Genomic DNA, 18,905 nt, shown 5'->3' on the forward strand with positions numbered 1-18,905 from the left:
CTGTGGCTGAATCATCACGCATTGCAGAGCTCAGGGGATGGAAACACCTGAAAGCTGTGTTTACTGGAGAACATCGCGCTTTTCTTTTGCTTCTTTGCTTTTCTCGGTCTCGATAAGGACTTTTACGCAGTCGGTATGGCCCATCCTGGTTGCGATGGACCGCGGGGTGGTGCCATCCGGCAAGGCGGCGTTGATATCTGCCCCGGCCCGGATCAGGCGTTTCAAACATTCGGTATGGCCTCCCTCAGCGGCTACGAACAGCGCAGTGGTGCCGTATTTAGTCCGGGCGTTGAGATCCGGCCCTTTCTCTAGCAGGAGTTGCACGCAGTCGATCCTGCCTTTAAGGGCTGCGGCGTAAAGCGGAGTGACGCCATTCGACAAGGCGGTGTTGGGATTCACCCCTCTGTCGAGCAGGAGTTTCACGAAGTCGGTAAAGCCATGCTGGGCTGCCAAGGCCAGTGGGGTGGCACCATCCGAAGTCCGGGGGGTGTTGAGATTTGCCCCGGCGTTGATCAGGAGTTTCGCAATTTCGGTGAGATTTTTTTGTGCAGCGAAGAACAGCGGGGTGGCGCCATCCTCATTCCGGGCGTTGACATCCGCTTTGGCGAGGAGCAAGAGTCTCACGGAGTCGGTAGAGCCCTTCTGGACTGCAATGCTGAGCAGGGTGTGGCCAGACGACAAGACGACGTTGGGATTCGCCTCGGCGATGAGCAAGAATCTCACTGAGTCGATAGAGCCCACCTGGGTCGCTACGGACAGCGGGGTGTGGCCATTCTTAGTCTCGGGGGTGTCGAGCTTCGCCCCCTTATTGATCAGCAGTTTCACAATGTCGGTGTGATTGTTTTGAGCAGCGAAGAATAGCGGTGTAACGCCTGTTTCAGCCATAGCGGCGTTGACGTCCGCCCCGTTGTTAATCAGGACCTTGGCTAATTCTGTGTGCCCCTCAGTGGATGCAATCAACAAGGCATTGAAATCACCCTTCATAACGGCATCGACATAGACTCCTTCTGCCAGTGACTTCGTCACCTGATTCAAGTCCCCGTGAAGACAGACATCATAAAACCTCTTATCGGGGAAAAACTTATCCGGGTAAGATTCGCCGGTTTTCATATTCAACACAGGGAACGGCTTTCCTCGGCAATACGCGCAGCTGCGTGAGCCTATGGGCATACCATAAAATAGCCTCGTAAGACATTTCAGATGGAAGAGATGGCCACAGTGGGTTTTACATTCGGGGTCGTCTTCCACAGGCGTGACATCTCGACCATGGAACTCAACGAAACAAATATTACATTCATCGGCCTCCGAAGTTACTTCAGTGCTCATGGTGAGAGCAGAAAGACTAATTGTATTCATAAGTAAAACCCCCGTGTAATTTAATGAGTTATACAAATTTAGACACTAAAAAAGTACGATAGTTCAGTTTTATGGCCATTGAGTTTGCTGTGGCTAAATCATCACGCATTGCAAAACTCAGGGGATGAAAACACCTGAAAGCCGTGTGTACAGGATGACGCAGAGCCCTTCTACTGTTCCCCAACTTGTCTCGGCCTCGTTAAGGGCTTCCACGCACTCGGTATGGCCCATCCTGGTTGCGACGGACAGCGGGGTGGTGCCATCTGGCAAGGCGGCGTTGATATCTGCCCCAGCCCCGATCAGGCGTTTCAAACATTCGGTATGGCCTCCCCTGGCAGCTACGAACAGCGCAGTGGTGCCGTATTCAGTCCGGGCGTCGAGATCCGGCCCTTTCTCTAGCAGGAGTTGCAAGCAGTTGATCTTGCCTTTAAGGGCTGCGGCGCACAGCGGAGTGACGCCATTCAACGAGGCGGTGTTGGGATTCACCCCTTTGTCGAGCAGGAGTTTTACGCAGCCGCCAGAGCCCTCTTGGGCTGCGATGGCCAGCGGGGTGGCGCCATCCGAAGTCCGGGGGGTGTTGAGATTTGCCCCGTTGTCGATCAGGAGTTTCGCAATTTCGGTGAGATTTTTTTCTGCAGCGAAGAACAGCGGGGTGGCGCCATCCTCATTCCGGGCGTTGACATCCGCTTTGGCGAGGAGCAAGAGTCTCACGGAGTCGGTAGAGCCCTTCAGGACTGCAATGCTGAGCAGGGTGTAGCCAGACGACAAGACGACGTTGGGATTCGCCCCGGCGATGAGCAAGAATCTTACTGGGTCGATAGAGCCCACCTGGGTCGCTATGGACAGCGGGGTGTGGCCAGCATTAGTCTCGGGGATGTCGAGCTTCGCCTCCTTACTGATCAGCAGGTTCACAATGTCGGTGTGATTGTTTTGAGCAGCGAAGAACAGCGGTGTAACGCCTGTTTCAGCCATAGCGGCGTTGACGTCCGCCCCGTTGTTAATCAGGACCTTGGCTAATTCTGTGTGCCCCTCAGTGGATGCAATCAACAAGGGATTGAAACCATGACTCATAACGGCGTCGACATAGACTCCTGCTGCCAGTGACTTCTTCACCCCATCCACATTCCCATTCCAGCAGGCACGTAAAAATACCTGGTCGGGGAAAAACTCGTCCGGGTAAGATTTACCGGTTTCCGTATCCAACACAGGGAACGGGTTTCCTCGGCAATACGCGCAGCTGCGTGAGCCTATGGGCTTATGAACAGATAGCATCGTAAGACAGTCCAGATGGAAGATGTGGCCGCAGTGGCTTTCACATTTAGGGTTGTGTTGCGCAGGCGTCACATCGCGGCCATGGAACTCACCGAAACAAATATCACATTTATGTGCCTCCGACGTTAATTCAGTGGTGATGGGGAGAGGGAGGTGATTAAGATCAATGGCATCCATAAGTAGAACCTCCATGATATTCAAGTAAGTTATACAAATTAGACACAAAAAAAGTACGATAGTTCAGTTTTATGGCTATAAAGCTTTTTGTGGCTAAATAATCACGCATTGCAAAACTCAGGGGATGAAAACACCTGAAAGCTGTTTTTACAGGATGATGCAGAGCCCTTCTTCTGTTCCCCTGCTTCTCTCGGCCTCGTTAAGGGCTTCCACGCACTCGGTATGGCCCATCCTGGTTGCGATGGACAGCGGGGTGGTGCCATCCGGCAAGGCAGCGTTGATATCTGCCCCGGCCTGGATCAGGCGTTTCAAACATTCGGTATGGCCTCCCTCAGCGGCTACGAACAGCGCAGTGGCGCCGTATTTAGTCCGGGCGTTGAGATCCGGCCCTTTCTCTAGCAGGAGTTGCACGCAGTCGATCCTGCCTTTAAGGGCTGCGGCGAAAAGCGGAGTGACGCCATTCAACAAGGCGGTGTTGGGATTCACCCCTCTGTCGAGCAGGAGTTTCACGCAGCCGCCAGAGCCCTGCTGGGCTGCCAAGGCCAGTGGGGTGGCGCCATCCGAAGTCCGGGGGGGGTTGAGATTTGCCCCGGCGTTGATCAGGAGTTTCGCAATTTCGGTGAGATTGTTTTGTGCAGCGAAGAACAGCGGGGTGACGCCATCCTCATTCCGGGCGTTGACATCCGCTTTGGCGAGGAGCAAGAGTCTCACGGAGTCGGTAGAGCCCTTCTTGACTGCAATGTTGAGCAGGGTGCAGCCAGACGACAAGACGACGTTGGGATTCGCCTCGGCGATGAGCAAGAATCTCACTGAGTCGATAGAGCCCACCTGGGTCGCTATGGACAGCGGGGTGTGGCCATCCTTAGTCTCGGGGATGTCGAGCTTCGCCCCGTTATTGATCAACAGTCTCACAATGTCGGTGCGATTGTATAGCGCAGCGGAGAACAGCGGTGTAACGCCTGTCTCAGCCATAGCGGCGTTGACGTCCGCCCCGTTGTTAATCAGGACTTTGGCTAATTCTGTGTGCCCCTCAGCGGATGCAATCAACAAGGGATTGAGACCATTACCCACAACGGCGTCGACATAGACTCCTGCTGCCAGTGACTTCTTCACCTGATCCACATTCCCAGTCAAGCAGGCAGTTAAAAACACCCGGTCGGGGAAAAACTCTTCCGGGTAAGATTTACCGGTTTCCGTATCCAACACAGGGAACGGCTTTCCTCGGCAATACCCGCAGCTGCGTGAGCCTATGGGCTTATGAACAGATAGCATCGTAAGACAGTCCAGATGGAAGATGTGGCCGCAGTGGCTTTTACATTTAGGGTTGTGTTGCGCAGGCGCCACATCGCGGCCATGGAACTCACCGAAACAAATATCACATTTATGTGCCTCCGACGTTGATTCAGTGGTGATGGGGAGTGGGGGGTGATTAAGATCAATGGCATCCATAAGTAGAGCCTCCATGATATTCAAGTAAGTTATACAAATTAGACACAAAAAAAGTACGATAGTTCAGTTTTATGGCTGTTGAGTTTGCTGCGGCTAAATCATCACGCATTTCAGAACTCAGGAGATGGAAACACCTGAAAGCTGTGTTTACTGGAGAACACCGCGCCTTTCTTTTGCTTCCTGGCTTTTCCCGGTCGCGATAAGGACTTTTACGCAGTCGGTATTGCCCATTCTGGTTGCGATGGACAGCGGGGTGGAGCCATTCCTGGTCCGGGCGTTGAGATCCGCACCGGCATTGATCAGGCGTTTCACGCAGTCGGTATTGCCTTTCAGGGCTGCGATGTACAGCGGGGTGATGCCAATCGACGAAGCATCGTTGGGATCCAGCCCGGCGTTGAGCAGGAGTTCCACGCAGTCGGTATTGCCTCTCAGGGCTGCGATGTACAGCAGGGTCATGCCACTCGACAAGGCTGCGCTGGTATCCGCCCCGGCGTAGATCAGGAGTCTCGCGCACTCGGTGCAGCCCTCCTGGACTGCGATGGACAGCGGGGTGGCGCCATCCGAAGTCCGGGGGGTGTTGAGATCCGCCCCGGCACCGATCAGGAGTCTCGTAATGTCAATGTCATTGTTTTTTGCAGCGAAGAACAGCGCGGTAACGCCATCCTCAGCCCGAGCGGCGTTGACGTCCGCCCCGTGTCTAATCAGGAGTTCGGCGAGGTCTGTGACCCCCTCACTGGATGCAATCATCAAGGCTGTGAAACCAGCATTCATAACGGCATTGATATAGACTCCTTCTGCCAGCAGCTTCTGCACCTGTTGCAAATCCCCGGAACAACAGGCACTACGGAACATCTGATCGGGGAAAAATTTATCCGGGTAAGATTTACCGGTGTTTATATTCAACAACGGGATCGGATTTTGTCGGCAAAGCTTGCAGCGGCGTGAGCCTATGGGCTCATCAACAAATTGCCCCGTAATGCAGTCCAGATGGAAGTAGTGGCCACAGTGGGTTTGACATTTGGGGTTGAGGTTCACAGGCGCCACATTGCGGCCATGGAACTCACCGTGACAAATAGAACAGACATCGGCTTCCGACGTCAATTCAACGCCCATGGAGAGAGGGGAGGGAGCAATAGCATCCATAAGTAGAGTTTTCGTGTTATTTAATGAGTTATACAAACCAGACATAAAAAAATTACGATGGTTCAGCTATATGGCTATATCAAAAACTCGGAAAATGAGAACACCTGAGAGCCGTGTTTACCGGATAACATAACGCCTTTCTTTTGTTCCCTTCCTTGCCTATGTTCCCTGCCTTGCCCCAGCGTTGATCAGGAGTTTTTCGCAGTCGGTATTGTCATTCTGCGCAGCGATGGACAGTGGGGTGCTGCCATCCTTAGTCCTGGCCTTGATGTCAGCCCCGGCTTCGATCAGGGCTTTCACGCAGTCGGTATTGCCCATCTCGGCTGCGATTAACAGTGGGGTGGCGCCATCCGGCAAGGTGGTGTCGAGATTCGCCCCGGCTTCGATCAGGAGTTTCAGGCACTCGGTATGGCCATTCTCTGCAGCGATGGACAGCGGGGTGGCACCATCCGACAAGACAGTGTTGATATCCGCCCCGGCATTGATCAGGCGTTTCAGGCAGTCAGTATTGCCATTCTGTGCTGCCATGAACAGTGGGGTGGCACCATCCTCAGCCTGCGCTTTGACATCCACCCCGGCTTCGATCAGGGCTTTCACGCAGTCGCTATGGCCCATCTCGGCTGCGATGAACAGCGGGGTGGCGCCAGCCTCAGTCCGGGCGTTGAGATCCGCCCCGGCTTCGATCAGGATTTGCATGCAGTGGGTGCTATTTTCCTGGGCGGCGATGAACAGCGCAGTGATGCCACCCTCAGTCCGGGCGTTGAGATCTGCCTTGGCTTCGATCAGGATTTTCATGCAGTCTGCGTTATTTTTCAGGGCAGTGATGTACAGCGGGGTTGCACCATTTTTAGTTTGTATGTTTGGATTCGCACCGGCTTTGGTCAGGAGTTCCACGCAGTCGGTGTGATTTTCCCGGGCAGCGAATAACAGTGCAGTGGCACCCACCTCACAGGTGGCGTTGAGATTCGCCCCGGCGTTGATCAGGCGTTCGACGATAGTTTCGTACCCCCCGTCGGATGCCATCATCAAGGCAGTGTAATCATCATGCTTTACGGCATTGACATTGACGCCTTCTGCCAGTGATCTCACTACCTGATCGAAATCCCCGTCATAACAGGCATCATAAAACGCCTGATCGGGGAAAAATGTATCCGGGTGTGATTCACCGGTGTTCAGATCCAGCAGAGGCATCGGGTCTTGCCGACACATCGCGCATCGACGTGAGCCAATGGGCTGATCAACAAAACACTTCGAAATACAGTCCAGATCGAAGTGATGGCCACAACAACGGGTTTTGAGGACCACAGGCGCTGCTTTACGGCCATGAAAACCAGTCAAACAAATAGGGCATTTGTCGACCCCCGACGGTTCGACAGGATTCCCGGGGGCCGAGGTGCGAGCAACGCTATCCATAAATAGAGCATCGTGTGCCAGTCAATAAGTGCTTAAGGTTGGATACAAAAACAGTTAAATAGTTCAGTTCTATGGCTATAAAGTTTGCTGTGGCTAACTAAATAATCACCTGTTTCAAAAACTCCGAAGATGAGAACACCTGAGAGCCGTGTTTACCGGATAACTAACGCTTTTGTTTTGTTCCCTGCCCTGCCCCGGCGTTGATCAGGAGTTTCTCGCAGTCGGTATTGCCCATCACGGTTGCAATGGCCAGTGGGGTGGTGCCATCCGACAAGGCAGCGTTGATATCTACCTCGGCCCTGATCAGGAGTTTCATACACTCGCTATTGCCTTTGCGGGCTGCGATGAACAGCGGGGTCGCACCATCCTCAGTCCTTCGGGCGTCGAGATCGGCCCCGGCGTTGATCAGGAGTTCCACGCAGTCGGTATTGTTTTGTGCAACAGCGGCGTGCAGCGGGGTGGCGCCATTCTTGATCCGGGCGTTGAGATCCGCCCCGGCTTCGATCAGAATTTTCAGGCAGTCGACGTTATTGTTCAGGGCAGCGATGAACAACGGGGTGGCGTCATCCTTGGTTCGGGGGTTGAGACCTGCCTTGGCGTCGGCCAGGAGTTTCACGCAGTCGGGGTGATTTTCCTGGGCAGCGATGAACAGCGCGGTGGCGCCATCCTTATTCTGGGCGTTGAGGTCCGCCCCGGCGTTGATCAGGAGTTTCGCGCAGTCGGTATTGCCTTTCTGGGCTGCGATGTATAGCGGAGTAGAACCATCTTTGATGCGGGCGTTGAGGTCCGCCCCGGCTTCGATCAGGAGTTTTACGCATTCGCTATGGCCTCCTGCAGCAGCGCTGAACAGCGGAGTGCAGCCACTCGACAAGATGACGTTGGGATCCGCTCCGTCGTTGATCAGGAGTTTCAAGCTGTCGATGTGATTTTCTTGTGCAGCGATGAACAGCGGGGTGACGCCATGCTTATTTCGCGCGTTGAGATCCGCCTTGGCTTCGATCAGGGTTTTCACACAGTCGCTATGACCTCTCGCAGCAGCAATGATTAGCGGGGTGCTGTCATCCTTGTTCCGGGCGTCGGGGTCTGCCTTGGCTTTGAGCAGGGCTTTTACGCAAGTGGTATGGCCTTTCGCAGCAGCGATGAACAGCGGGGTGGTGCCATCCTCAGTCCGGACGTCAGGCTCTGCCCCGGCGTCGAGCAGGAGTTTCACGCACTCGGTGTGATTTTTTTGTACCGCAATGAAAAGCGGGGTGACGCCATCCTCAGTCTTGGCGTTGAGATCCGCCTTGGCTTCGATCAGGGCTTTCACGCAGGCGGTATTGCCCATCTCGGCCGCAATGTAGAGCGGGTTGGCACCATCTTTGAAGCGGGCATTGAGATTCGCCCCGGCCTTGATCAGGAGTTTCAAACAGTCGATTTGATTTTCCTGTGCCGCAATGAAAAGCGCAGTGATGTCACCATCCTTAGTCCTGGCATTGAGATCTGCCTTGGCTTCGATCAGGGCTTCCACGCAGTCGGGATGGCCTTTCGCAGTAGCAACGATCAGTGGGGTGAAGTCATCCTTAGCCCTGGCGTTGAGGTCTGCCTTGGCTTCGATCAGGGCTTTCACGCAATCGGTATGGCCATTCGCAGCAGCGATGAACAGTGGGCCGGTGCCATCTTCATTACGAGTGTTGATATCGACCCCGGCGTTGAGCAGGGCTTTCACGCAAGCGGTATGGCCATTCGCAGCAGCGATGACAAGCGGGGTGCTGCCATCCTTAGTCCTGGCGTTGAGGTCCGCCTTGGCTTCGATCAGGAGTTTCACGCATTCGGCGTGATTTTCCTGTGCAGCCATGAGCAGCGGGGTGGCGCCACCCTTGGTCCGGGCATTGAGATCCGCCCCGCCTTCGATCAGGAGTTTCATGCACTCGGTATTGCCCATCTCGGCTGCGATGAGCAGCGGGGTGGTGCCATCCGGCAGGGCAGCGTCAAGATTTGCCCCGGCTTCGATCAGGAGTTTCACGCAGTCGATATTGCCCATCTCGACTGCCATGAGCAGCGGAGAGGTGCCATCCAGCAGGGCGGCGTCAAGATCTGCCCCGGCTTCAATCAGGAGTTTCACGCACTCGGTATTGCCCATCTCGACTGCCATGAGCAGCGGGGTGTTACCATCTTTAGTTCGGACGTTGAGGTCTGCCTTGGCTTCGATCAGGAGTTTCAGGCATTCGGTATTGCCGTTCTGGGCTGCCAGAAGCAGCGGGGTAGCACCATCCTTAGTCCCGGCGTTGAGATCCGCCCCGGCTTTGATGAGGGCTTTCACGCACTCGGTATTGCCTTTCGAAGCAGCGATGAGCAGCGGGGTGGCGCCCTGCCTGGACTGGGTGTCGAGATTCGCCTTGGCTTCGATCAGAGCTTTCACGGACTCGGTATTGCCTTTCGAAGCAGCGATGAACAGCGCGGTGGCGCCATGGGAAGTTCGGGCGTTGCTATCCGCCTTGGCTTCGAGCAGTCTTTTCAGGCAGGCAGTGTTATTTTTTTGTGCAGCTATGATCACTGCGGTAAGACCGCTCTTAGCGACGGCGTTGAGATTGGCTCCGGCGTTGATCAGGCATTCGACGATCGCCATATGCCCACTCATGGATGCCATCATCAAGGCAGTGAAATCATCATACGCAATGTAATGGACATTGACATTGATTCCTCCTGCCAGAGTTCTTTCCACCTGATCCAAATCCCCTTCAAAACAGGCACGAAAAAACGTCGGATCAGGGAAAAACGTATCCCGGTGAGACTCCCCGGTGTTCAGATTCAACACAGGCATCGGGTCTTGTCGGCACATTGCGCACCGCCGTGAGCCGATGGGCTGATCGACAAAACACTTCGAAATACAGTCCAGATCGAAGAGGTGGCCACAACATCGGGTTTTGACCACCACGGGCGCTATAACACGACCATGAAAATGGGTCAAACAAATAGGACAGGGATGTGCCTCCTCTGGTACTTCACTATCCCCGGGGACAGGGGGGTGAGCAATGCCGTCCATAAGTAGAACATCTATATCAGTCAATAAGCAATGCAGTTTGGACACAGGAAAAATATGATAGTTCAATCGGGTAGTTATTAAATTTGCAGTAGGCAGATAATCACCTATTTCAACAACCCGCAAGATAGGAACCCCTGAGAGCTGTGTTTACTGAACAAATCAACGTCTTTCATTTGTTTCCTTCTCTGCCTCTGTTCCGAACTCTGCCCCGGCGTCGGTCAGGAGCTTCACGCAATCGGTATTGCCCATCTTGGTTGCGATGCCAAGTGGGGTGGTGCCATCCGGCAGGGCTGCGTTGAGATTCGCCCCGGCCCGGATCAGGAGTTTCACGCAGTCGGTGTTGCCCAACCCGGCTGCAATGTATAGCGAGGTGACACCATCCTCGACCCGGGCATTGAGATTCGCCCCGGCGTTGATCAGGAGTTTCACGCAGTCGCTATTGCCCTCCTGAGCTGCGATGAACAGCGGGGTTGCGCCATCGTTGATCCTGGCGGCGTTGAGATCTGCCCCGGCGTTGATCAGGAGTTTCACGCAGTCGCTATTGCCCTCCTGAGATGCGATGAACAGCGGGGTTGCGCCATCGTTGATCCTGGCGGCGTTGAGATCTGCCCCGGCGTTGATCAGGAGTTTCACGCAGTCGGTATTGCCGTTCTGGGCTGCCATGAACAGAGGGGTGGCAGCATCCGTAATCCTGGCGGCGTTGACACCCGCCCCGGCGTTGATCAGGATTCTCAGGCAGTCAGTATTGCCGTTCTGGGCTGCCGTGAACAGAGGGGTGGCACCATACGTAATCGTGGCGGCGTTTTGATCTGCCCCGGCTTCGATCAGGATTATCAGGCAGTCGGTATTGCCGTTCTGGGCAGCGATGAACGCAGGGTTGGCACCACTCTTGGTCACGGCGTTGATATCTGCCTCGGCTGCAATCAGGATTTTCAGGCTGTCGATGTTATTTTTTTGGGCAGCGATAAACACCGGGGTAACGCCATCCTCAGTCTGGACGTTGAGATCCGCCCCGGCGTCGATCAGGAGTTTCATGCAGACGTTATTGCCCCTTTGGGCTGCGATGAAGAGCGGGGTAGCGCCACCCTTAGTCAGGGCGTTGAGATCCGCCCCGGCGTCGATCAGGAGTTTCAGGCATTCGGTATTACCTCGCGCAGCAGCGGCGAAGAGCGGGGAGGCGCCATCCTCAGTCTGGGCGTTGAGATCCACCCCGGCTTCGATCAGGATTTTCAGGCTGTCGATGTTATTTTGTTGAGCAGCCATGAATAGCGGGGTGGCTCCGCCGCCAGTCCGGGCGTTGAGATTCGCCCCTGCGTTGATCAGGCTTTTCACGCAGAGGGTATTACCACAATCAGCAGCGATGATCAGTGCGGTGGCATTATTCGAAAGGGTATTGGCAGTGTCGGGGTTCGCCCCAGCGTTGATCAGGTGTTCGACGACTTCCGTATGCCCCCAGAGGGATGCCAATATCAAGGCAGTGAAGCCACCAATCATAACAGCATTGACATTGACTCCTTCTGCCAGTGACCTCTCCACCTGTTCCAGATCCCCGTTAAAACAGGCAAGATAAAACGTCTGATCGGGGAAGAATGTATCCGGGTGAGATTCACTGGTGTTCTGATTCACCACAGGCATCGGGTTTTGCCGACACATCGCGCACCGGCGTGCGCCGATGGGCTGATCAACAAAGCACATCGAAAGACAGTCCAGATCGAAGCGTTGACCACAACATTGGGTTTTAACGATCACAGGCGCTCCACTTCGGTCATGGAAGTTAGCCAAACAAATAGGACAGTGATCGGCCTTGAGTGTCCATGGAGAAAGGGCAACGAACAATGCCGCATATAAGTAGAACATCTGTGTTGGTCAATAAGCAGTGTGAGTTGGATGCAAAAAAGCATGTTAGTTCATTTATTCGGCTATCAAAGTTTGCTGTGGCCAGATAATCACCTGCTTCAAAAACTCAGGAGATGGGAACACCTGAAAGGTGTATTTACTGGAGAGCACAAGATCTTTCTTTTGTTTCTCTGACCGCCACTGTTTCCTACTTTGCCCCGGCCTCGGTCAGGAGTTTCAGGCACTCGGTATGGTCATTCTGAGCTGCGATGAACAGAGGGGTAGCACCAGTCGTAATCCTGGCGGCGTTGAGATCCGCTCCGGCTTCGATCAGGATTTTCAGGCAGCCGGTATTGCCATTCTGCGCTGCCATGTACAGCGGGGTGGCGCCATCTTTATTCCGGGCGTTGATGTCCGCCCCGGCGTTGATCAGGAGTTTCAGGCAGTCGGTATTGCCTAACGCAGCAGCAACGTGCAGCGCTGTGATGCCTTTCCTGGACCGGGCGTTGATATCTGCCCCGGCGTTGATGAAGAGTTTCACGCACTCGATGCTATTACTCAGGGTGGCGATGTACAGCGGGGTGGTGCCATCCCTGATCCTGAAAGCGTTGAGATCCGCTCTGGCATTGATCAGTATTTTAACGCAGTCGGTGTTATTTTCTTGTGTAGCAATGAACAACGGGGTGGCGCCATGCTCAGTTTGCGCGTTGATATCCGCCCTGGCGTTGATCAGGAGTTTCACACAGTCGGTATGGCCTTTCGCAGCAGCAACGTGCAGCGGCGTGGCGCCAGACCTGGTCCGGGCGTTGATATCTGCCCCGGCGTTGATCAGGCGTTTCACGCACTCGGTATTACCGAACTCAGCAGCGATGAACAGAGCGGTGGCACCATTAGAACGGGCAGCGTCGTGGTTTGCTCCCGTGTTGATCAGGCGTACGACGACATCCGTATGTCCACTGTGGCATGCTAACATCAAGGCTGTGAAATCATCAGTCCTAAAGGCATTGACATTGACTCCTTCTGCCAGTGAACTCTCTACCTGATCCAGATCCCCGTTAAAACAGGCAAGATAAAACGTCTGATCGGGGAAGAATGTATCCGGGTGAGATTCACTGGTGTTCTGATTCACCACAGGCATCGGGTTTTGCCGACACATCGCGCATCGGCGTGCGCCGATGGGCTGATCAACAAAGCACATCGAAAGGCAGTCCAGATCGAAGCGGTGACCACAACATTGGGTTTTAACGACCACAGGCGCTCCACTTCGGTCATGGAAGTTAGCCAAACAAATGGGACAGTGATCGGCCTTCAGTGCCCATGGGGTGAGGGTAGCGAGCAATGCCACATATAAGTAGAACATCTGTGTTGGTCAATAAGCAGTGTGGGTTGGATGCAAAAAAGCATGTTATACCAATCGTACTTTCTAAATCCCGTGATGAGCATGGAGATTTGAGCCTTAAGACAAGGCGGCGTGAGGAGTCATAGCCTTAGCTATGGCGACGATCGCCAACGCAGGATTAAGGCTCAAATCTTCAGCGCAATAGGGAGTTAGAAAGTTCGATTGGTATTAGTTCATTTATCTGGCTATCAAAGTTTGCTGTGGCCAGATAATCACCTATTTCAAAAACTCAGAAGATCGGAACACCTGAAAGTTTTGTTTACTCGATAGCACAAGGCCTCTCTTGTTTTCCTCTCCTTATCTTGCCCCGGCGTTGGTCAGGAGTTCCACGCAGTTGGTATTGCCCATCTCGGTTGCGATGGCAAGTGGGGTGGTGCCATTCGACAAGGCGGCGTTGATATCTGCCTCGGCCCTGATCAGGAGTTTCAGACCCTCGGTATTACCCTCCTCAGCGGCGATTAAAAGCGGAGTCGCACCATCCTCAGTCCTTCGGGCGTCGAGATCGGCCCCGGCGTTGACCAAGCGTTCCACGGAGTCGCTATTGCCCATCTCGGCTGCAATGAATAGGGGGGTTCTGCCATCCTCAGTCCTGGCGTCGAGATCTGCCTCAGCTTCGATCAGGAGTTTCAGGGAGTCTATGTTATTTTCCTTGGCAGCGATTAACAGCGGGGTGGCGCCAACCTTAGTCCGGATGTTGAGGTCCGCCCCGGCTTCGATCAGGCGTTTCACACAGTCGGCGTGATTTTCTTGTGCAGCCAAAAACAGCGGGGTGCCGCCATCCTTGGTCTGGGTGTTGAGATCTGCCCCGGCATTGATCAGGAGTTCCACGCAGTCAGTATGGCCATTCGCAGCAGCGATCAGCAGCGGGGTGCAGCCTTCCTTATTCCTGGCGTTGAGGTCAGCCTTGGCTTCGATCAGGGATTCCACACAGTCGGTATTGCCATTCTGGGCTGCGATGTACAGCGGGGTGGCACCATCTGACAAGCTGGCTTCGAGATCCGCCCCAGCGTTGATCAGGAGCTTTACGCAGTCGCTGTAGCCCATCGCAGCAGAGCTGATCAGCGGAGTGCAGCCATTCGACAGTATAGTGTTGGGATCCGCTCCGTCGTTGATCAGGAGTTTCACGCAGTCGATGTGATTTTCCTGTGCAGCGATGAACAGCGGGGTGACGCCCTCCTTATTTTGTGCGTTGAGATCCGCCCCTGCTTCGATCAGAGCTTTCAGGCAGTCGATATGACCTCTCGCAGCAGCAATGATCAGCGGAGTGCTGTCTTCCTTTGCCCTGACGTTGGGGTCTGCCTTGGCTTCGATCAGGGCTTTCAGGCAATCGGTATAGCCTTTTGCAGCAGCGATGTACAGCGGGGTGGTGCCATCGTTAGCTGGGGCGTTGGGATCCGCCCCGGCGTTGCACAGGAGTTTTACGCAGGCGGTGTTATTTTCTTGTATAGCGATGAGCAGCGGGGTAGCGCCATCTTGAGTCAGGGCATTGAGTTTTGCCTTGGCTTCGATCAGGCGTTTCACGCAGTCGGTATTGCCTTTCGCAGCTGCGATGAACAGAGGAGTGGAGCCATCCGACAAGGCGGCGTCAAGATCCGCCCCGGCTTCAATCAGGAGTTTCACGCAGTCAATATTGTTGTTCTGGGCAGCGATGAGCAGCGAGGTGGCGCCATCCTTATTCCGGGCATTGAGATCCGCCCCGGCGTCGATCAGGGCTTTCACGCAGTCGGTATTGCCCATCTCGGCTGCGATGAATAGTGGAGTGAAGCCACCCGACAAGACTGCGTCGAGATCCGCCCCGGCTTCAATCAGGAGTCTCACACAGTCAGTATTGCCATTCTGGGCAGCGATGAGCAGCGAGGTGGCGCCATCCGGCAAGCTGGTGTTGAGATCCGCCCCGGCGTCGATCAGGGCTTTCAAGCAGACGATATTGCCCATCTCGGCTACGATGTACAACGGGGTGGTGCCATCCGGTAAGGCAATGTTGGGATCCGCCCCGGCTTTGATCAGGAGTTTCACGCAGTCGGTGTTATTTTCTATTGCAGCGATGAACAGTGCGGTAGCACCGCTCTCACAGACGGCGTCGAGATTCGCCCCGGCGTTGATCAGGCATTCGGCGACCGCCATATGCCCCCCGATGGATGCCATCATTAAGGGGGTGTAATCATCATTCGTAATGTCATGGGCATTGACATTGACTCCTTCTGCCAGTGACTTCTCCACCACATCCAAATCCCCTTCAAAACAGGCACGAAAAAACGTCAGATCGGGGAAGAATGCATCCGGGTGAGATACACCGGTGTCCAGATTCAACACAGGCATCGGGTCTTGCCGACACATTGCGCACCGTCTTGAGCCGATGGGCTGATCGACAAAACACTTCGAAATACAGTCCAGATCGAAGAGGTGGCCACAACATCCGGTTTTGACGACCACAGGCGTGACACTTCGGCCATGAAAGTAAGTCAAACAAATAGGACACTGATCGGCCTTGACTGTATATGGGGAGAGAGTAGCGAACAACGCCACATATAAGTAGAACATCTGTGTTGGTCAATATGTAATGCGGGTTAGATACAAAAAAAGCATGTTAGTTCATTTATGTGTCAATCAAAGTTTGCTGTGGCTAAACCGGACGGTGAAAGCAAAACTGAGGCAGAGCGCTTGGAGTGGGATACACTCTGTGCATGGAAAGACCAACGCTTTGACTATGGAGAGCAGCGCATGGTTGGTTTTGCCCTCTGGGGTGAGCGACTTTATTGCGTGGTGTACACCGATCGTGGTGAGACGCGACGTATTATTTCCCTTCGAAAAGCTAATAACCGGGAGAAAACTGCTTATGCGAATCAAGACTAAATCCGGTCGGTGGATCCAGATGAACACCGACGAAGAAGAGGCAGCCATCAATGCAGGCATTGCCGCTGATCCTGACACATATGAACTTACTGACGAGGAGTTCAAACAACTACGACCAGTGGGGCGACCCAAGGCCGAACAGACCAAGGAGCGGATTTCTATCCGGCTGTCACCCGAGGTGGTTGAATTTTTCCGCGCCACTGGCAAAGGCTGGCAGACCCGTATGGATGAAGCTTTGCGTGAATATGTGGTCAGGCATTCAGGGTGACAGCTTGCAGTCTCCTCCTGCTTTGGTTTCACCAGATCCCCAGCCAGCCGAAACGCCACTTCTCGGGCTCTGGCAATCAGAAATCGATTCAACTGGCTGACACAGAGTTCTTCCTGATCCTGCTCGGCGTGGAGCAGGGCCAGAAGGCGGGTGTCCAGCTTTACTTTACTGAATAGCACAAGGCCTTTCTTGCTTTCCCGTCCTTACTTTGCCCCGGCGTTGGTCAGGAGTTCCACGCAGTCGCTATTGCCCATCTTGGTTGCGATGGACAGCGGGGTAGTGCCATCCGAAGTCCTGGCGGCGTTGAGATCCGCTCCAGCTTCGATCATGAGTGTCACAAAGTCGCTGTTATTCTCTTGTGCAGCGAAGAACAGCGGGGTGGCGCCATCCGAAGTCCGGGGGGTGTTGAGATTCGCCCCGGAGTCGATCAGGAGTTTCCCAATGTCGGTGTTATTTTCTTGTGCAGCGTAGAACAGCGAGGTGGCGCCATCCGTGGCCCGGGCAACATTGACGTCCGCCCCGTCTTTTATCAAACGTTCGACGACGTCTATGTGCCCCTCACTGGATGCTACGATCAGGGCAGTGAAATCATCAGTCATAACGGCGTTGACACAGACTCCTGCTGCCAGTGACCTCTCCACCTGAATCAAATCCCCGTCATAACAGGCATCATAAAACACCTGATCGGGGAAAAATGTATCTGGGTGGGATTCACTGGTCTTCTGATTCACCACAGGCATCGGGCATTCCCGACACATCGCGCATCGGCGTGAGCCGATCGGTTCAAAAATGAATTGTTTCGAAATACAGTCCAGATGGAAGCGGTGGCCACACTGGGTTAGACATTGGGTTTTGACGTCTACTGGCGCCACATCGCGGCCATGGAAATTAGCCAAACAAATAGGACATACATCGGGCTCCGACGTTACGTCAGTTTCCATGGGAAGAAGAGTGCGAGCCATGCCATCCATAAGTAGAACATCTGTGTCAGTCAATAATGCAGTGTTGGTTAGACATAAGAGCAGTACAAAAGTTCAATTGTGTGACTATAAAGTCCGCTGTGGCTAAATAATACCAATCGTGCTTTCTAACTCCCGTGATGAGCATGGAGATTTGAGCCTTAAGACAAGGCGGCGTGAGGAGTCATAGCCTTAGCTATGGCGACGATCGCCAACGCAGGATTAAGGCTCAAATCTTCAGCGCAATAGGGAGTTAGAAAGTTCGATTGGTATAATCACCTGTTTTAAAAACTCGGAAGATGGAAACACCCAGAGGCGGGTTTACCGGTTAACACAACGCCTTTCTTTCCTTCATCGCCTCTGTTCCCTACTCTGCCCCGGCGTTGATCAGGAGTTTCACGCAGTCGGAATTGCCTCTTGCAGCAGCAACGGACAGCGGGGTGGCACGATCCGTAATTCTGGCAGTGTTGAGATCCGCCCCGGCATTGATCAGGAGTTTCACGCAATCGGGATTGCCCACCAGGGCTGCGATAAACAGCGGGGTGGAGCCATCCTCGGCCTGGGCGTTGAGATCTGCCCCTGCGTTGATCAGTATTTTCAGGCAGTCGGTATTGCCCTTCAGGGCTGCGATGAACAGCGAGGTGGCGCCATCCTCAGTCCGGACGCTGATATCTGCCCCGGCATCGAGAAGGAGTTTCACGCAGTCGATGTTGCCCTTCTGGACTGCGATGAATAGAGGAGTGCAGCCATCCGACATGGCGGCGTTAAGATCCGCCCCGGCGTTGATCAGGATTTCCACGCAGTCAGTGTTATTTTCTTGAGCAGCGGTGAGCAACGGTGTGGCGCCATCCAACATGGCGGCGTTGAGATTCGCCTTGGCTTCGATCAGGGCTTTCACGCAGTCGGTATTGCCTTTCCAGGCTGCGATGAGCAGCGGGGTGGAGCCATCATCGGTCTGGGCGTTGAGATCCGCCCCGGCTTCGATCAGGGCTGTCAAGCAGTCGATGTTATTTTCTTGGGCAGCGATGACCAGCGGGGTGGTGCCATCCGACAAGGCGGCGTTGAGATCCGCCCCGGCGTTGACCAGGAGTTTCACGCAGACAATGTTATTTTCCTGGGCAGCAATGAACAGCGATGTGGCGCCACTCGACATGGCGGCGTTGAGATCTGCCTCAGCTTCGATCAGGATTTTTACGCAGTCATCGTTATTATGATGTGCAGCGATGAGCAGCGGGCTGGCGCCATTCGACAAGGCGGCGTCGACGTCCGCCCCGGCTTCTATCAGGCGTTGGACGACAGTCTTGTTCCCGTTTTGGGATGCCAACATCAAAGCAGTGAAGCCACCAACCATAACCGCATTGACATTGACTCCTTCTGCCAGCGACCTCTCTACCTGATTCAGATCCCCGTTTAAACAGGCATTATAAAAAGTCTGATCGGGGAAAAATGTATCCGGGTAAGCTTCACTGGTGTTCTGATTCACCACAGGCATCGGGTTTTGCCGACACATCGCGCACTGGCGTGAGCCGATGGGCTGATCAACAAAGCACATCGAAAGACAGTCCAGATCGAAGCGGTGACCGCAACATTGGGTTTTGACGACCACAGGCGCTTCATGACGGTCATGGAAGTGAGCTAAACAAATAGGACAGGGATCAGCTTCCAGTGTCCATGGGGAGAGGGTAGCGAACAATGCCATATATAAGAAGAACATCTGTGTTGGTTAGTAGTGTGGGTTGGATACAAAAAAAGGAA

General features: G+C 54.2%; 13 protein-coding genes. 2 read left to right on the plus strand and 11 right to left on the minus strand.

Translation table 11 applies throughout. The annotated features are described in order from the left end of the window. Positions 1-60: 60 nt before the first annotated feature. From ACO6V5_RS22015 to ACO6V5_RS22055, 9 genes are all read right to left on the minus strand, one after another. The gene (locus ACO6V5_RS22015; RefSeq protein WP_422442619.1) at positions 61-1,356 is read right to left on the minus strand and encodes an ankyrin repeat domain-containing protein; all 1,296 of its coding nucleotides are present in this window, start codon (positions 1,354-1,356) and stop codon (positions 61-63) included. A 117-nt stretch (positions 1,357-1,473) separates the two neighbouring features. Beyond that, entirely contained in the window at positions 1,474-2,805 is a 1,332-nt protein-coding gene (locus ACO6V5_RS22020; protein ID WP_422135639.1) for an ankyrin repeat domain-containing protein, read from the minus strand. A 147-nt stretch (positions 2,806-2,952) separates the two neighbouring features. After that, the gene (locus ACO6V5_RS22025; RefSeq protein WP_422135638.1) at positions 2,953-4,254 is read right to left on the minus strand and encodes an ankyrin repeat domain-containing protein; all 1,302 of its coding nucleotides are present in this window, start codon (positions 4,252-4,254) and stop codon (positions 2,953-2,955) included. A 147-nt stretch (positions 4,255-4,401) separates the two neighbouring features. Further along, positions 4,402-5,397, minus strand: coding sequence for an ankyrin repeat domain-containing protein (locus ACO6V5_RS22030; RefSeq protein WP_422413119.1), 996 nt, complete (start codon positions 5,395-5,397; stop codon positions 4,402-4,404). A 159-nt stretch (positions 5,398-5,556) separates the two neighbouring features. Further along, positions 5,557-6,810 carry an ankyrin repeat domain-containing protein gene (locus ACO6V5_RS22035; RefSeq protein WP_422413117.1) on the minus strand — a complete coding sequence of 418 codons (1,254 nt, stop codon included), beginning with the start codon at positions 6,808-6,810 and terminating at the stop codon, positions 5,557-5,559. Positions 6,811-6,973: 163 nt separating this feature from the next. After that, positions 6,974-9,859, minus strand: coding sequence for an ankyrin repeat domain-containing protein (locus ACO6V5_RS22040; protein WP_422413115.1), 2,886 nt, complete (start codon positions 9,857-9,859; stop codon positions 6,974-6,976). A 135-nt stretch (positions 9,860-9,994) separates the two neighbouring features. Next, the gene (locus tag ACO6V5_RS22045) at positions 9,995-11,692 is read right to left on the minus strand and encodes an ankyrin repeat domain-containing protein (RefSeq protein ID WP_422413113.1); all 1,698 of its coding nucleotides are present in this window, start codon (positions 11,690-11,692) and stop codon (positions 9,995-9,997) included. A 187-nt stretch (positions 11,693-11,879) separates the two neighbouring features. Next, on the minus strand, positions 11,880-13,031 hold the full coding sequence (locus ACO6V5_RS22050) for an ankyrin repeat domain-containing protein (protein ID WP_422413111.1): 1,152 nt from the start codon (positions 13,029-13,031) through the stop codon (positions 11,880-11,882). A 336-nt stretch (positions 13,032-13,367) separates the two neighbouring features. Next, the gene (locus ACO6V5_RS22055; RefSeq protein ID WP_422135632.1) at positions 13,368-15,611 is read right to left on the minus strand and encodes an ankyrin repeat domain-containing protein; all 2,244 of its coding nucleotides are present in this window, start codon (positions 15,609-15,611) and stop codon (positions 13,368-13,370) included. Between the two features lie 57 nt (positions 15,612-15,668). On the opposite strand from ACO6V5_RS22055, the gene ACO6V5_RS22060 reads away from it, so the two are divergent. Next, on the plus strand, positions 15,669-15,923 hold the full coding sequence (locus ACO6V5_RS22060) for a BrnT family toxin (protein WP_422139117.1): 255 nt from the start codon (positions 15,669-15,671) through the stop codon (positions 15,921-15,923). A gap of 19 nt (positions 15,924-15,942) precedes the next feature. After that, positions 15,943-16,191: a BrnA antitoxin family protein gene (locus tag ACO6V5_RS22065; RefSeq protein WP_422135630.1), complete on the plus strand. Its 249-nt coding sequence runs from the start codon at positions 15,943-15,945 to the stop codon at positions 16,189-16,191. A gap of 203 nt (positions 16,192-16,394) precedes the next feature. Here ACO6V5_RS22065 and ACO6V5_RS22070 read toward each other — a convergent pair whose 3' ends face one another. Together ACO6V5_RS22070 and ACO6V5_RS22075 are read right to left on the minus strand one after the other, a co-directional pair. After that, positions 16,395-17,162 (minus strand): ankyrin repeat domain-containing protein, encoded by a 768-nt coding sequence (locus ACO6V5_RS22070; protein ID WP_422442620.1) that lies wholly within the window; start codon positions 17,160-17,162, stop codon positions 16,395-16,397. Positions 17,163-17,517: 355 nt separating this feature from the next. After that, the gene (locus ACO6V5_RS22075) at positions 17,518-18,864 is read right to left on the minus strand and encodes an ankyrin repeat domain-containing protein (protein WP_422135628.1); all 1,347 of its coding nucleotides are present in this window, start codon (positions 18,862-18,864) and stop codon (positions 17,518-17,520) included. Between the last annotated feature and the right edge of the window lie 41 nt (positions 18,865-18,905).

It is taken from the genome of Endozoicomonas sp. ALD068 (assembly GCF_049310145.1).
Taxonomy (GTDB): domain Bacteria; phylum Pseudomonadota; class Gammaproteobacteria; order Pseudomonadales; family Endozoicomonadaceae; genus Endozoicomonas_A.